The organism is Janthinobacterium sp. GW823-FHT01H08, from assembly GCF_058797855.1.
Genome location: NZ_CM179504.1, coordinates 3,828,687 through 3,843,709, shown reverse-complemented (window position 1 = coordinate 3,843,709; position 15,023 = coordinate 3,828,687). Strand labels below are relative to the sequence as shown.

Sequence of the window (15,023 nt, the reverse complement as noted above, 5' to 3'; positions counted from 1 at the left end):
CGCGACAGGCGGTCTGCGGGCCGCATACATAATTACGCGGCCGGCTTACCTGTAAACATGACTCTGTGGTAATTTGTGTGTCCTTGAAGAAATACACAGAAACGGCAGACGCTGCACCATGTTCTTGCGACAATTTGTAAATAATAATAACGGCGCCGTAGTGGAGATGAGCAGGGCCGATTTTTTCAAGGCCAATCTGCGCCTGATCCTGGCTTGGCCCTTGCTGGGGCTGGTCCTGTGCGCGGTGCTGTGGACGGCCACCTTGCTGCAGCTGGAGGCGGAAAAAAAGGTGGCGCAGCAGCAGGCGCTCGACAGCGTTTCCTCGTTGTCGAAAGCCTACAGCCAGTATCTGCTGCGCACCCTGGAGCAGATGGACCAGCTGACCTTGCAGCTCAAGTATGAATGGGAAAATTCGCGCGGCCAGTTGCGTCTCGACCAATTGAAGACGCAGGGCATGTATGCCTTGCCGCAATTTGCCATCGTCGCCATTCTCGACCGCAAGGGTCATCCCGTGACGGCCACGGCGCCGCTGCAGCGCCTGCGCGTCAACGAGCGCAGCGATTTCCTGCTGCGCCACTGGCGCAGCAATTCCAGCGCGCTGCGCATCGCGCTGGGAAAGGCCAATGCCGCCAGCGAAGCGGCGGCACCCCCGGGCGCCGACGAAAGCCTCGTGCATTTCACGCGCCGGCTGGAAGACGTGGATGGCAATTTCGACGGCGTGCTGCTGATCTCCATCCACTCCAGCTATTTTTCCGAATTCTACAACAGTGTCAATTTCGGCAAGTTCGGCATGTCCGCCATGGTGGGGGAAGAGGGCGAGCTGTTCAGCACGCGTCTCGGTGCGCGCGTGTTGCCGGCCCAGAGCGCACAGGGTACGCCATTCCTCGACACCAGTTTCCTGGAAACGGAGAGCGGCGCCCTGCATTCGGGCGGCCGGATCGCTTTTTCCGACAAGCAAAGCCGTTATGTGGGCTGGCAGGCGTTGAAAGCCTATCCGTTTGCGGCCGTGGTCGGCCTGTCGGACGGCGAAATGCTGCACCCCTACGAGGAAACGCGCACCATCTATATCGGCATCGCGCTGGCCGTCACCGTGCTGCTGCTGGCCTTTGCCGCCGTCGCCACGGTGCTGTCGCTGCGCCTGGCGTGGCGCCACCACCAGTCCGAAGGCGTGCGCAATGCCTACCGCATGGCCACCGAAGGCACGAGCGACGGCTTTTATATCATCGCCGCCCTGCGCGGCGCCGATGGCAGCATCCTCGATTTCGAGATGGTCGACTGCAACGAGCCGGGCGCCGGCTACTTCGGCGTGCGGCGCGAACAATTGCTGGGCATGCGCCTGCAGTCGCGCGCCCATGAGCCGTATTTCCGCGACCTGATCCACAATTACCGGGCCGCCATGGAGTCCGGCTTCTCCGAGGAAGAGATCGAACTGCCGGAAGGCAATCCCTTCAAGCTGCGCTGGATACGCCGGCGCCTGGTGCGCAGCGGCGACCGCCTGGCCGTCACTCTGCAAGACATCAGCACGGCCAAGGAGCACGAGCGCGACTTGCGCCGCCTGGCCAACGAGGACGGCTTGACGGGCTTGCCCAACCGATACTGGCTGCAGCAATTCCTGCCCGGCGCCCTGGGCCGCGCCGCCATCGCGCGGCGCATGCTGGCGCTGCTGTTCATCGACCTGGACGGCTTCAAGGATATCAACGATACGCAGGGCCACGCCGAGGGAGATAAAGTGCTGCGCGCCGCCTCCCTGCGCCTGAAGGCCGTGCTGCGGCCGGGCGACCACGTCGTGCGCCTGGGCGGCGACGAATTCGTTGTCGTGCTCGACCCCGTGGAGGACGACAGCCGCGCCGAGCAGGTGGCGCAGCGCATCGCCATCGCCTTTGACGAACCGTTTTACCTGGGCAGCGAACGCCACAAGATGGGGGCCTCGATCGGCATCAGCCTGTATCCGCGCGATGGCGCCGAGACGGAAGTGCTGCTGAAGAACGCCGACATCGCCATGTACGCCGTGAAAGTGGCGGGCAAGGGCCATCACCGCTTTTTCCAGCCGGAATTGTTCGAAACCATCCGCAGCCGCCGCGAACTGGAGCAAAGCCTGGTGGCGGCGCTGGAGCAGGACCAGTTCCTCGTCGTCTACCAGCCGCGCGTCGACGCCATGAGCGGGCAGCTGTGCAGCATGGAGGCGCTGGTGCGCTGGCACCATCCGCAGCATGGCATGGTGCCGCCGCTGGAATTCATCCCCGTGGCCGAGAGCAGCGGCCTGATTTCGCAGCTGGGCGAAGTCGTCATCGAAAAGGTGTGCCTGCAGATGGCGCGCTGGCAAGCCAGCGGACTGGAACTGGTGCCCGTATCGATCAACGTGTCGGCGCGCCAGTTCGGCCGCGGCGACGTGCACCAGGTGCTGGCGTCGGCGCTGACGCGCCACCGCATCGACGCGCGCCTGATCGAGGTGGAGATCACGGAATCGGCCATGATGGATGAGCAGAACCGCGCCGTGGAGCAGCTGTCGGCCATCCGCGCGCTGGGCGTGCGCCTGCTGGTCGACGATTTCGGTACCGGCTATTCCTCGCTGTCGCAGCTGCAGAAGTTCGCCATGGATGGCTTGAAGATCGACCGCGCCTTCACCATGGAGCTGGGCCGCTCGGAGCAGGGTGAGGTCTTCGTGCGCGCCATCCTGTCGATGGCGCATGCGCTGGGCATGAGCGTGGTGGCCGAAGGCGTGGAGACGCGCGAGCAGCTCGACATCCTGCGCGCGCTGCAATGCAATGAAGTGCAGGGCTATTTCATCTCGCGTCCCGTGCCGGCCGAACAGATGCTGGCGCTGATGCATCAGCGCTTCCTGATACCGCTTCCAGCACCGGCGCCGGCGCTGTAGTGCGTCGTGATTGGCATGGAAAACAACGCTGTTTCATAAAAAGAGCGAACGTTCGCTTTTTTCTAAAAAATATTATATGCTTCGCTCATGCCGTCAGTGAATTGGAGTTCACGGCGGCAAGAACAGTGCAGGACGGGTGAGGTTGAGCTACCCGGGACAATGTGACGAAGACACTTCATATAATAAAGAGAGACTAACTTGAAACATAAATATCTGCCCCTCCTCATCGCCGTCGCATGCGCCGGCTTCGCTTCCACCGCCCAGGCATCGGGCTACCGTTTCGGCTCGCAAAGCGTTTCCGCCCAGGGCACGGCCGATGCCAGCGGCGCCGAAGCGGCCGACGCGTCGACCATTTTCTATAACCCGGCCGGCATGGCGCGCCTGGAAGGCACGCAATTCGTGGGCGGCGGCACCCTGGTGGTACCGCATTCGACCTACACGGATTCGGGCTCCAAGCCTTTCTTCCCGGGCAACCGCACGCCTTACGCGGCAACCAAGGACTATGCGCCGGATGCCGTGTTCGCGCCAGCGCTGTATGCCAGCAAGAAAATCAATGAGCAGTGGACCGTCGGCGCTGGCCTGTTCGTGCCGTATGGCGCCAAGCTTGACTACGGCAACGACTGGTATGGCCGCTACGCGATCACCAATATCAAGCTCGAAGCCATCGCCCTGAATCCTTCCGTGTCGTTCAAGCTGGACCAGCACCACTCGTTCGGTTTCGGCGTGACGGCCGAATACATGAAGGCGGAACTGGGCCAGAGCGTGGACGTGCCGGGTTCGGTTGCTTTCCTGGGCAAGTTTGCCCCTAGCGCATCGCAGGCCTTCCTGGCCAATATCGCCAAGACGCAGGGTCTGGCTGCGGCGCAAGCTGCGGGCGCCGCGCTGCAGGGTCCGATCAAGGATGGCCATGCCTCGATGGATGGCCATGACTGGGGCTTCGGCTTCAACCTGGGCTACCTGTACCAGCTGAACGAAGGCACGCGTTTCGGTATCGCCTACCGCTCGTCGATTTCGCACAAGCTCAAGGGCAGCACCATCTGGGACTTCTCGCAAGTGACGAGCAATCCGGCCGTGAACGCCTTCATCGCCAAGGCATCGAACAAGGTCAATTCGGAAGCGCTGGTGGAATTGCGCACGCCGGAAACCCTGTCGGTCAACGCCTTCCATCAGATGGATGATAAGTGGGCCTTGATGGGCGACGTCACCTGGACCCGCACTTCGCGCCTGCAGAACCTGGACATCCAGTTCCCGCCGACGGCCGAAGGCGCCGAGCGCATTCGCCAGAACTGGAAAGACACCTACCGCGTGTCGCTGGGCACCAACTACAAGTACAGCGAAAGCCTGATGCTGCGCGCCGGTATCGCCCACGACCAGGCGCCGGTCCGCAGCGCCGAATTGCGCCACCCGGCCTTGCCGGACAGCGACCGCATGCAGTATTCGATCGGCGCGAACTGGAAGCTGAACGCCAATTCCTCGATCGACCTGGCTTACAGCTATATCGACTTCAAGGATGCTGACGTCAACTACACAAACGACTGCTCGCCGGTCAAGACGGGCTGCACCGGCAACGGTGAAACCACCAAGGGCCTGTTCAAGACCCGCATGCAGTTGATCGGTCTCGCTTATAACTACAAGTTCTAAGCAGGTAGTGGCGGCCAACCCGGCCGCCATGAAAGGAAAAAAGCGCCTTCGGGCGCTTTTTTTTTTGGGCAGACCCCAGCGGTGGTGCGCTGTTGGGCGCGGTAGGGTGTAGGTCGGATTAGCGTGGCGAAGCCGCGCGTAATCCGACGGTATTGTTGGCGATGGCTGTTGCTGTGGTGTTGTCGGGTTACGCGCTATGCGCTAACCCGACCTACCCCGACCTACGCCGATGGTGCCGATGGTGCCTTGTTACGCATGGCCTGATCCAGCAGGGTCAAGGCCAGCCGTACGGTGTCGTCGGGCAGTTCCAGCAAGTTGTCGCCCACATACCACTCCACCACGCTGTGCCCGGGCAGGGCCGCGTGGCTGGCGCGGCCGAACAGCCAGATGCCGTGGTCTTCGGCCACCTGGTTGCGGATGGCGATGGCCCGCTCGCGCGACACGGGCAGGTGCAGATGCAGCATGTTCGCTTGCGGCTGGGCGGGGTTGACGGTGATCGATGGAAAATCGCGCAGCAGCGCGTACAGCCACTGCGTGCGCGCAAAATAGCGGGGCATGGCGGCGAGGCGCGCGTCGAACTGCATGGCGGCGGCCACCACGTAGGGCGTGCGGTGCACGATGTTGCCGCCCTGGCGGTGGAACCACGCGCGCGCACGCTCGACAAACGGGCGGCTGCCGGCCAGCATGGCGCCGCCGAGGCCGCCGATGCCCTTGTACAGCGACACGTAGACGGAATCAAAACCGTCGCAGATGGCGGGCAGGGACTGGCCAAAACCGGCTTGCGCTTCCCACAGGCGCGCGCCATCCATGTGCAGGTGGATATTGCGTTCGCGGCAGTGCCGCTTGATGTCTTTCAAGGCATCCCACGACGGACACTGGCCGCCGATTTCGCGCATCGGCAGTTCGACCTGCGCGGCGCCCAGCGCATCGGGCACGGCGCGCAGGTCGTCCACCGTCCACGGGCGGTGCGGGTCGCCCAGCATCAAGCCCTTGAAGTGATCGAGCAATTCATGGTTGCCCCGCTCGTGGCGCAGGATGTGCGAGGTCGGGTGCAGCGCGACGAGGCGCGAGCCCCGGTCCTGGCAGGCCAGGCGCAGGGCCGTGACTTGCGTCATGGTGCCCGTGATGCAGAACACGGCCGCCTCGAAACCGAGCAGGCCGGCGATCTTGTTCTCGAACTGTTCGATCAGCGCGCCCTCGCCATAGGTATCGTGCGCAACATCGTTGGCATCGCACCAGGCGGCCATGGCGGCGAAGGTGGCCGCTGGCGTGGGCTGGCGGTGGCCCGGCAGGATGGTGTGGCAGCGCTGGCGCAGTTCAAGCTCGTTCACGGTGTTTTCCTTACAGGGTGGCCGTGGCCAGTTTTGCGCCAAAGCCGATGAACATGGCGCCCACGCCGCCGCCCATGCCGGCCGACAGGCGGCGACGGCGGCGGAAGGTCTCGGCCAGCCGCGCGCCGACAAAGATGATGGCCGTCAGGTAGGTAAAGCTGATCACCTGGCAGATCAGGCCCAGGCCGATGAAGGACAGCACGGGCTTTGCAAAGGCCGGGTCGACGAACTGGATGAAAAACGAGATGAAGAACAAAATCGCTTTCGGGTTCATCAGGCTGATGATCAGCGCCTTGCGGAACGGGTCGCTTTCCTTGACGGGGGGCGGCACGGCTGCCGCTTCGCCTTCAGCGGGAGCGGGCGCGCGCAGCTTGCGCCAGCAGCCTATCAGCATCTGCAGGCCGATCCAGCCCAGGTAAGCCGCGCCGATGTATTTCACGACGTAGAACAGGGCCGGGCTGGCTTTCAGCAGCGAAGCGACGCCGCAGGCCGACAGCACCATCAGAATCAGGTCGCCGGCGAAGATGCCGAAGGCGCCCTGGTAGGCGGGCCGCACGCCGCGCTGGGCGGCCACGGACAGCACGTACATGGAGTTGGGACCGGGCAGGATGACGATGAAGATGGTCCCCAGTAAAAAGGTCCAGAAATCGGTGATGCCCAGGTTGGCGTGGAAAAGTGCGTTCATGATTATTCCGCTGGATTGAGCTGTACGTGATGAAATTGCAGTGCGGCAAGATTCGCGTAGATGCCGCCAAGCGCCACCAGCGACGCATGCGTGCCCGTCTCGACGATCCTGCCGTCTTCCATGACGATGATGCGGTCGGCCCGCTGCACGGTGGCCAGGCGGTGCGCGATGATGACGGTGGTGCGGCCCACCATGGCCGCTTCCAGCGCCTTTTGCACCAGGCGTTCCGATTCCGCGTCGAGCGCGCTGGTCGCTTCGTCGAGCAGCAGCAGCGGCGGGTTTTTCAGCAGGGCGCGGGCGATGGCGATGCGCTGGCGCTGGCCGCCGGACAGGCGCACGCCCCGTTCGCCGAGGAAGGATTTGTAGCCGTTCGGCAGGCGCTCGATGAATTCGTGGGCGGCCGCCATCTTCGCGGCGGCGATGACATCCTCGTCGCTGGCGCCGGCGCGGCCATAGCGGATGTTTTCCATGGCGTCGGCCGAGAAAATCACGGTATCCTGCGGCACGATGCCGATGGCGTCGCGCAGGGTGTGCAGGTCGAGCTGCTTGATGTCGACGCCATCGAGGCGGATGCTGCCGCTTTGCGGGTCATAGAAGCGCAGGAACAGCTGGAACAGCGTGGTCTTGCCGGCGCCCGACGGGCCGACGACGGCTACCGTTTCGCCGGCGCGGATGTCGAGGCTGACGTGGTCCAGCGCGTGCGTATCGGGGCGCGACGGATACGAGAACATGACGTCGTCCAGCGACAGCGAAGCGCCGTTCGCGGCGCGCGCGGGCAGCGGCAGCGGCGTGGCAGGCGATTCGATTTCCGATTTGACGGCCATCAGTTCCAGCAGGCGCTCGGTGGCGCCGGCGGCGCGCTGCGCTTCGCCCATAACTTCGGACAGGGCGCCGATGGCGCCGGCCACGATGGAAGCGTACAGGATGAACTGGCCCAGGTCGCCGCCCGTCATCGCGCCTTCCAGCACGGCGCGCGCGCCCAGCCACAGGACGAACACGATGGTGCCGAAGACCAGCAAAATCGCGATCATGGTCAAGAGGGCGCGGGCGCGGATGCGGCGCATGGCCGTCATGAAGGCGCCTTCGACGGAGTCGCCAAAGCGTTTCGATTCGATTTTCTCGTGCGTAAACGCCTGCACAGTGGGCATGGCGTTGAGGATTTCGCCGGCCATGGCCGACGCGTCGGCGATGCGGTCCTGCGAATCGCGCGACAGCTTGCGCACACGGCGGCCAAACACGATGATGGGCACGACGACCAGGATCAAGAGGCCGATGATGATGCCCGCCAGCTTGGCGCTGGTGACGAACAGCATCACCAGACCGCCCAGGAACAGCAGCACATTGCGCAGCGCCATCGAGATGCTGGTGCCGACCACGGCTTGTATCAATGTCGTGTCGGTGGTGATGCGCGACAGGACTTCGCCCGTCTGCGTCGTTTCAAAGAATTCCGGGCTTTGCGTGACGACGTGGCGGTACACGGCGCTGCGGATGTCGGCCGTGACGCGCTCGCCCAGCCACGACACCGTATAAAAGCGCGCCGCCGTGGCCAAGGCCAGGATGGACGCCACGCCGAACAGGGCGAGGAACACCAGGTCGACGTGCTGGATGCTTTTCGAGCCGGCCGCGCCGCCGAAACCGAGGTCGATCATCTGCTTGAAGGCGGCTGGAATGGCCAGGGTCGAGGCGGCGGCCACCACCAGCGCGATACCGGCCAGGAAGAACTGCTTGCGGTACGGCGTCAGGAAGGGCATCAAGCCCTTGAAGGCGGCCAGGCTGCCTTTTTTCAGTTCGCGGCTGCTGCCGGTGTCGGGAGTCGGTGCGGTACTTGCGGCGGTTGCTTTGCTGGTGCTGCCTGTTTCTGTGCTGGTTGTCATTGTTTTTCGCTTTGATTTACTTTTTTGCTTGTCCGGGGTCAGACCCGATGGGTCTGACCCCGGCATTTTATGCATTGCTTACAACTTCATCGGCTGGACATAGCCCGTCATTTCCAGGTAGGCGCGCCCGACCGGCTGGCCGTCGCGCTCCACCGTCACGGCGCCTTCCCAGTACACGGCCCCCGTCGAGCGGCGTGAATCGAGCTCCTGGTCCGCCTGCAGGGGCTTGATCTGCCAGCGCGTGGCACCCGTGCGGATCTCGGTGGCGACCGGGTATTCGGCCTGTGTGCGGGGCGAGCGCCACAGCTGCGTGGGCGTGAAATCGACGTCGCCGGGCGCGTACTGCGTCATCTTACCGGACGCATCGCGCCATGTCGCGTGCGCCCATAGTTTAGCACCTGTCTTGCTGCGGATCTGGAAGGCCATCAGGGCGCCGCCGTCAGCGAGGTTGGCGCCTATCCAGTTCCAGCCGCTGGCGTCCGCATCGAGCACCTGGCTCGACCACTCGTGATCGAGCCAGGTGGCGCCCGTCACCGCTTCCGGCTTGCCGCCCGCGCGGGCGATGGTGCCCGTGGTACGCAGCTGCGGCTCGCTGTAGTAGTAACTCGATTGCGCGGGCCGCGCGCCCTTGCGCGAATAGCCGCCAACGCCCTGCAGCAGCACGGGCTGCGTGGGCGCCAGGGTCAGCTGCAAGCTGAAGTCGCGCGCGGCCAGGCTGACCTTGTAGCTGCCGTCGGTCTGGCGCTGCATGCGCCAGTCGTCGAGTTTCACGTCCGTGTCGCCCACCTTGGCGTAGGCCAGGCCGAAGCCTTCGCGCGCGCTTTTCTCGTCGTGCAGCAGCTTGCCCACTTTCGGATCGGACAGGGCCGCATGGCCGATGATCAGCTGTTTCGGCGCGAAGGCGCTGGGGTTGTCCGCGTCGGCGGACGTGGCGCTGCGAAAGAATGTCACCTGGTAGCCCAGCTGCTCGCCGCCGGCGGTTTTTACCCATCCCGTGGCGTACCACCATTCCGTTTTATAGGCGGGATGGGCGCCGAAATCGTGCGGCATGCGCAGGGTCTGGCCGGCCGGCAGCGGCGTGACGGGGGCGAACGCGGGCGGCGCGGCGATGGCGGCGGCGCTGCAAAACAATAATAAACAAGTCAAACGGCGCATTACCAGTCCTCTCTGACGGCGCGGATGGGGCCAGCGGACAGCGCCTGGCGCCCCGCGATGAGGGCAGTGAGGGCGGCGGCCGTCAGCAGGGCGCCGGCCACAGTGGCGATCAAGGACCACGGCAGGTGCAGCTGCATGGTCCAGTGGAACGATTGCGGATTGACGATGAAGACCAGCACAAAGCTGATCAACAGGCCCAACACAAAACCGGTGGCGATGCCCAGCGCCGTCAGCGCGCCGCCTTCCAGCGCCAGGATGGACAGGATCTGGCCGCGCGTCACGCCCACGTGGCGCAGCATGCCGAATTCGCGCGCGCGCGCCAGGGTCTGGGCCGAGAACGTGGCGGCCACGCCGAACAGGCCGATGACGATGGCGATGGCTTCCAGTAAATACGTGACGGCGAAGCTGCGGTCGAAGATCTGCAGACTCAGGGCGCGGATGGCCGACGGGTTCGATACTTCCAGGCTGGCGCCGAAGGGCAGGGCTTTCAGGCGCTGCTGCAACTGCTCGCCCGTGGTATTTTTGGCCAGCCACAGGGCCGCATCGCTGACGTCCATATCGCCCGTCAGGGCGCGGTAGTCGTCCAGCGGCATCTGGATGGCGCCGGACGAGCGCGCATAGTCGCGCCAGATGCCGGCGACGAAGAACTTGTGCCGGCCGCCCGCCAGCGGCAGCGCGATCTGCTGGCCAGGCTTGACGTTGTACAGGTCGGCCGCCGCTTCGGACAGCCACACGGGCCGGCTGCCTGCCGGCACGGGCAGGGTGTCGCCCACCAGTACCATGCTCTTGCCAGGGTCCCGCAAGTTGATGGGGCGCGCCAGCAGCATGACGTTCGGGCGGTCCGGCGCCAGCGACAGCGAGCGCAGGCGTTGGAAATCCACCCTGGCCACGCCGGGCAGGGCGGTGATGCTCGCCTGTTCGCGCGGGTTCAGGCCCGCCGTGCCGCCGCTGGCCGCCGGGCGCGTGTACACGTCGGCCGGCAGGATCTGCAGCAGCCAGTCGTCGACGGAAACGCGGAAACTCGACACCATGATCGCCATCGCCACCATCAGGCTAAAGCTCGACAGCACGCCACCGAGCGCGATGCCGGCCTGGCCCGAGGCGTTCGCCAGGCGGGCCACGGTCAGGCTGCGCACGGGCGCATGCTTGCTCGTTTCCGTGCGCAGCCAGGCGGCTTGCAGGGCGCGGAAGACGACGGCCGCCAGCTGCGGCATCAGGGCGATGGCGCCGATCAGCAGCAGGGCGATGGACAGATAGCCGAACAGGGGCAGCTCGAAGACGGGCGGCAGGAACGTCAAGGCGCCGGCCAGCAGCAGACACGCCAGCGCTGGCCAGGTCTTGGCCAGGCGCGTCGTCACAACTTCTTCGCTGCCCGATTTCAGGGCGATGGCGGGGGCCGCGCGCGCCGCTTCCAGCGCGGGCGCGGCGCAACCCAGCAAGGCCACGCCGAGGCCCAGCGCGAAATACACGAAAGCGGCGACGGGCGTGAATTGCACCTGCGGCTGCACGCCCGCGAAATAGCCGGCGCCCAGGTCGCCGCCGAAAAAGCGCAGGGCGACGGCCGCCATGGCATAACCGCCGGCGATGCCCAGCGCGGCGCCGACCACGCCCAGGCTGGCGCCTTCCAGCAGCACCTGGCGCAGCAATGGCCTGCGCTCCATGCCCAGCACGCGCAGCAGCGCGAACTGGCCGCGGCGGCGGATGACGGACAGGGCCTGCGTGGAAAACACGAGGAACGCGCCCGTAAACAGGGCGACCAGGGCCAGCACCGTCAGGTTGACGCGGTAGGCACGGCTCAGGTTATTGTTGCGGCTATTCTGGTTTTCATCATTCGGCTGGCCTACCTGGAAACGCCCCGGGTACTGCGTTTCCAGCGCGCTGCTCAGCGCGGCCTGGAAGGCGTCGCGGTTGACGCCCTGGCGCAGTTTCAAGTCGATGCGCGACAGCTTGCCCAGCTTGTTGAAGCGCCATTGCGCCGCACCGATATCCATCACGGCGATGCGCTGGCCGGCGCGCGCGCGCTGCAGCGAACCGGCCACGCGCAGGGACACCGTGCCCGTGCCCGATTGCAGCGCGACTTGGCCGCCTTCGGCGACGTCGAGCCAGCGCAAGGCGGCAGGCGATAAAAAGATGGCGTCGTCGGCCAGGGTGTCGAAAGGCTGGCCTTCGGCCGGCGCGCCGATCAGGTCGGGCGAGATGAAGCCGGCGCGGAAGACGTCGAGCGCCAGGATGTGCAGCGGGCCGCCGTCCTTCTTGTCGCTCACGCCGGCTTGCAGTTCCAGCACGGGCGAGGCAACGGCCACGCCGTCGCGCTGCGCCAGCCACGGGTAGACGGCTTCGTCGAACAGCGCTTCGCGTCCGGCCACCTGCACGTCGGCCTGGCCGGACAGGCTTTTGACGGCCGTGGAAAATTCATTGAAGGCGGCCGCGTTGATCAAATGGATGGCAAAGCCCAGCGACACGCCGATGGCGATGGCGAGGATGGCGACGAAGGCACGCACGGGATGCGCGCGCCATTCGCCCAGCAGCAGCCAGCGCGACAACAGGCGCATACCTGCGGGATTGGCTGCCGGCGCACTCAATTCAGACATTCAACGGCCAGGCGCTCGCCGGCGCGCCGCGCTTTCAGTTGCGCCGCATTGCGGGTTTTATCGCCCGCGCCGACGGCGTCCTGCGCCGCCCATTTTTGTTCCAGCCGTAGCTGGGCGCAATGCTTCTCGTGCATTTCCTTCTGTTTGGCGGCCCGTTCGCGCGCCTGGTCTTCCAGGTTTTCGCGCTTCTTGCGCGCCGCTTCCATCTGGCTGGCCACCCGTTCCTGACGCGTGGCCGCGCCCTTGTCGACGGCGGGCGGAGGCGAGGGAACTTCCAGGATCTGCAGCTGGCCGCCCGTGCAGGGCGTGGCGCTATAGCTGGTCTGGCCATCCTGCACGCATTTGTAGACGTCCTGCGCGCTGGCGGAACCGGCCAGCAAGGTCATGGCGCAGAGCAGGAGGGACGATGGCTTCACAATATCTTCCCCGGATTCATGATGTTTTGCGGGTCCAGCGCCTGCTTCACGGCGCGCATCAGCTGCAGTTCCAGCGGCGACTTGTAGTGCGCCAGATCCGCCTTTTTCAGTGCGCCGATGCCGTGCTCGGCCGATATCGAGCCGCCAAAGCCGTGGACCTGGTCGTGCACGATGCGGTTGATGACATCCTGGTTGGCCAGGAAATCCCGGTCCGTCATGCCGGCTGGCGGCGCCACGTTGTAATGCAGGTTGCCGTCGCCCAGGTGGCCGAAGCATACGAGCTGGCAGCCGGGGAAGGCTGACGCAAGGGCCGCATTCGTGACGGCGATGAAGTCGGCGATGCGGGAAATCGGCAGCGAGATATCGTGTTTGATGTTCTTGCCCGCCTGCGCCTGCGCCAGCGGAATATGTTCGCGCAGCTGCCACAGGCCTTCGGACTGCGCCACGGAACTGGCGACGACGGCGTCTTCGATCAACTCGTCTTCCAGGGCCGCGCCGATGCTCGCTTCCAGCAATTCCACGGCATGCGCCTCGGACTGGCTGCTGGACAGTTCCAGCAACACATATTGCCCATGCGACTGCCCATGCGCGTCAGCGAAAGGCCGCGGCAGCTGGGGGAACTGCTGCGCCACCAGTTGCAAACAGTATTGCGACATCAGCTCAAAACCCGTCAGGCTGGCGCCGCAATGGTCCTGCATCAGGCTTAACAAGCGCAGGGCGTGGGCGGGCGAGGGCATGGCGGCCAGCGCCGTGATGCAGGCCTTCGGCTGCGGGTACAGTTTCATGACCGCGCCCGTGATCACGCCCAGGGTGCCTTCGGCGCCGATGTACAGGTCGCGCAAATCGTAGCCCGTATTATCCTTGCGCAGGCCGCGCAAGCCGCTCCAGATCTCGCCCTGCGGCGTGACCACTTCCAGGCCCAGGCACAGCTCGCGCGTGTTCCCGTAGCGCAGCACGGCCGTGCCGCCCGCGTTCGTGGCCAAATTCCCCCCGATGGTGCAGCTGCCTTCGGCCGCCAGCGACAGGGGGAACAGACAGCCGGCGGCACTGGCCGCTTCCTGGATGGTTTGCAGGATGCAGCCGGCATCGACCGTGATCGTGCGGTTGACGGGGTCGAGCGCGCGGATGCTGTTCAGGCGCGCCAGCGACAGCACGACGGCCGTGCCGGCGGCATCGGGGATGCTGCCCAGCACCAGGCCCGTATTGCCGCCCTGCGGCACGACGGGCACCTGCCATTGCGCGCAGGCGCGCAGGATTGCGGCCACCTGCTCCACGGTGGCGGGGCGCAGCACGGCCAGGGCCTTGCCCGTAAAACGGTCGCGCCAGTCGGTGAGGAAGGGCGCCATGTCGGCGTCCAGGGTGAGTACATAGGCGTCGCCCAGCAGGTCGCGGCAGGCGGCGAGGAAATCGGTTTGACCAGTCATTTCTTGATGCTCACTTTATTCACTTTTTCCAGAAGCTCTTTGGCCATGCGCTTGGCCGCCTTTTTATACGGGCGCAGATACAGCACGGCGCAGACAAAATAGACGCAGACGATGGCCGCCTCGCCCCAGGCCATCAGGGCCGAGGTGGGGTTCGTGTCGCTGTAGCCGCGTACCACGCCTTCCGTAAAGTACAGCAGGATCACCATCGACGACCATTGCAGGGTGTAGACGTCGCGCTTGATGACGCCGTACAGGGGAATGAGCAGGGGCGCCGCTTTCAATACGACCCAGGAACCGCCCGGCTGCAGCGGCGCGACGACGGTTTCCCACAGCAGGCACCAGACGATCAGGGTGACGAGGCTGGCGATGGCGCCCCAGTGAAAATACTTGTGCAGTGTGCCGTGCATCATGCGCCTGCCAGTTTCGCGGCGTTTTCCGCCAGGCGCCGGCCCAGGGCGATGGCCAGGCGTTTTTCATCGTCGCTCAAGGCCTTGTCGCCGTCTATGCCCGACCAGTGCGTGGCGCCATACGGCGAGCCGCCCGTGGAGGTGGTCATCAGTTCCGGGTGCGTGTAGGGCAAGCCCATGACCAGCATGCCGTGGTGGAAGAGGGGGATCATCATCGACAGCAGGGTCGATTCCTGGCCGCCGTGCAGGCTGCCCGTGGACGTGAACACGCAGGCGGGCTTGCCGGACAGGCTGCCGGCCAGCCAGTCGCTGGCCGTGCCATCCCAGAAGTACTTCATGGCGGCGGCCATGTTGCCGAAGCGCGTGGGCGAGCCCAGGGCCAGGCCCGCGCATTCCTGCAGGTCGTCCAGTTCCACATAAGGCGCGCCATCAGGCGGCACCTCGGGCGCCGTCGCTTCCGTTACGGTGGAGACGGCGGGCACGGTGCGCAGGCGCGCATCGCAGCCAGGCACGCTTTCCACTCCCTGGGCTATCAGCTCGGCCAACTGGCGCGTGGCGCCATGGCGTGAATAAAACAATACGAGAATAATCAGATTGGTTGGCTTCATCATTGGTATTATAGGG

11 protein-coding genes are annotated in these 15,023 nt (G+C 65.1%); 2 read left to right on the top strand and 9 right to left on the bottom strand.

Annotated elements, in window-relative coordinates; all coding sequences use genetic code 11:
- Nucleotides 1-166 precede the first annotated feature (166 nt).
- Complete coding sequence (locus tag AC3RCG_RS17190) at nucleotides 167-2,875, top strand: bifunctional diguanylate cyclase/phosphodiesterase (RefSeq protein ID WP_070224482.1); 2,709 nt, start codon at nucleotides 167-169, stop codon at nucleotides 2,873-2,875.
- Between the two features lie 198 nt (nucleotides 2,876-3,073).
- The gene (locus AC3RCG_RS17185) at nucleotides 3,074-4,516 is read left to right on the top strand and encodes an OmpP1/FadL family transporter (RefSeq protein ID WP_492402942.1); all 1,443 of its coding nucleotides are present in this window, start codon (nucleotides 3,074-3,076) and stop codon (nucleotides 4,514-4,516) included.
- A gap of 221 nt (nucleotides 4,517-4,737) precedes the next feature.
- Here AC3RCG_RS17185 and AC3RCG_RS17180 read toward each other — a convergent pair whose 3' ends face one another.
- The 9 genes from AC3RCG_RS17180 to wrbA all read right to left on the bottom strand — a co-directional run bounded on the left by AC3RCG_RS17180 (nucleotide 4,738) and on the right by wrbA (nucleotide 15,007).
- Entirely contained in the window at nucleotides 4,738-5,847 is a 1,110-nt protein-coding gene (locus AC3RCG_RS17180; protein ID WP_492402944.1) for a threonine aldolase family protein, read from the bottom strand.
- Nucleotides 5,848-5,857: 10 nt separating this feature from the next.
- Nucleotides 5,858-6,532, bottom strand: coding sequence for a leucine efflux protein LeuE (leuE, locus tag AC3RCG_RS17175; RefSeq protein WP_070224441.1), 675 nt, complete (start codon nucleotides 6,530-6,532; stop codon nucleotides 5,858-5,860).
- Nucleotides 6,533-6,534: 2 nt separating this feature from the next.
- Nucleotides 6,535-8,406, bottom strand: coding sequence for an ABC transporter transmembrane domain-containing protein (locus AC3RCG_RS17170; RefSeq protein WP_492402946.1), 1,872 nt, complete (start codon nucleotides 8,404-8,406; stop codon nucleotides 6,535-6,537).
- Between the two features lie 78 nt (nucleotides 8,407-8,484).
- On the bottom strand, nucleotides 8,485-9,561 hold the full coding sequence (locus AC3RCG_RS17165; protein WP_121669770.1) for a lipocalin-like domain-containing protein: 1,077 nt from the start codon (nucleotides 9,559-9,561) through the stop codon (nucleotides 8,485-8,487).
- Nucleotides 9,561-12,152 (bottom strand): FtsX-like permease family protein, encoded by a 2,592-nt coding sequence (locus tag AC3RCG_RS17160; protein WP_070313247.1) that lies wholly within the window; start codon nucleotides 12,150-12,152, stop codon nucleotides 9,561-9,563. Before AC3RCG_RS17160 ends, AC3RCG_RS17165 begins: the two co-directional genes overlap by 1 nt.
- The gene (locus AC3RCG_RS17155; protein ID WP_083293704.1) at nucleotides 12,140-12,568 is read right to left on the bottom strand and encodes a DUF4124 domain-containing protein; all 429 of its coding nucleotides are present in this window, start codon (nucleotides 12,566-12,568) and stop codon (nucleotides 12,140-12,142) included. The genes AC3RCG_RS17160 and AC3RCG_RS17155 overlap by 13 nt, the downstream gene beginning before the upstream one ends.
- A complete protein-coding gene (locus AC3RCG_RS17150) occupies nucleotides 12,565-13,992 on the bottom strand; it encodes an FAD-binding oxidoreductase (RefSeq protein ID WP_492402948.1) in 1,428 nt (475 codons plus the stop codon). The genes AC3RCG_RS17155 and AC3RCG_RS17150 overlap by 4 nt, the downstream gene beginning before the upstream one ends.
- The gene (locus AC3RCG_RS17145) at nucleotides 13,989-14,399 is read right to left on the bottom strand and encodes a DUF2069 domain-containing protein (RefSeq protein WP_070224481.1); all 411 of its coding nucleotides are present in this window, start codon (nucleotides 14,397-14,399) and stop codon (nucleotides 13,989-13,991) included. The genes AC3RCG_RS17150 and AC3RCG_RS17145 overlap by 4 nt, the downstream gene beginning before the upstream one ends.
- A complete protein-coding gene (gene wrbA, locus AC3RCG_RS17140) occupies nucleotides 14,399-15,007 on the bottom strand; it encodes an NAD(P)H:quinone oxidoreductase (RefSeq protein WP_492402999.1) in 609 nt (202 codons plus the stop codon). Before wrbA ends, AC3RCG_RS17145 begins: the two co-directional genes overlap by 1 nt.
- Nucleotides 15,008-15,023: the final 16 nt, after the last annotated feature.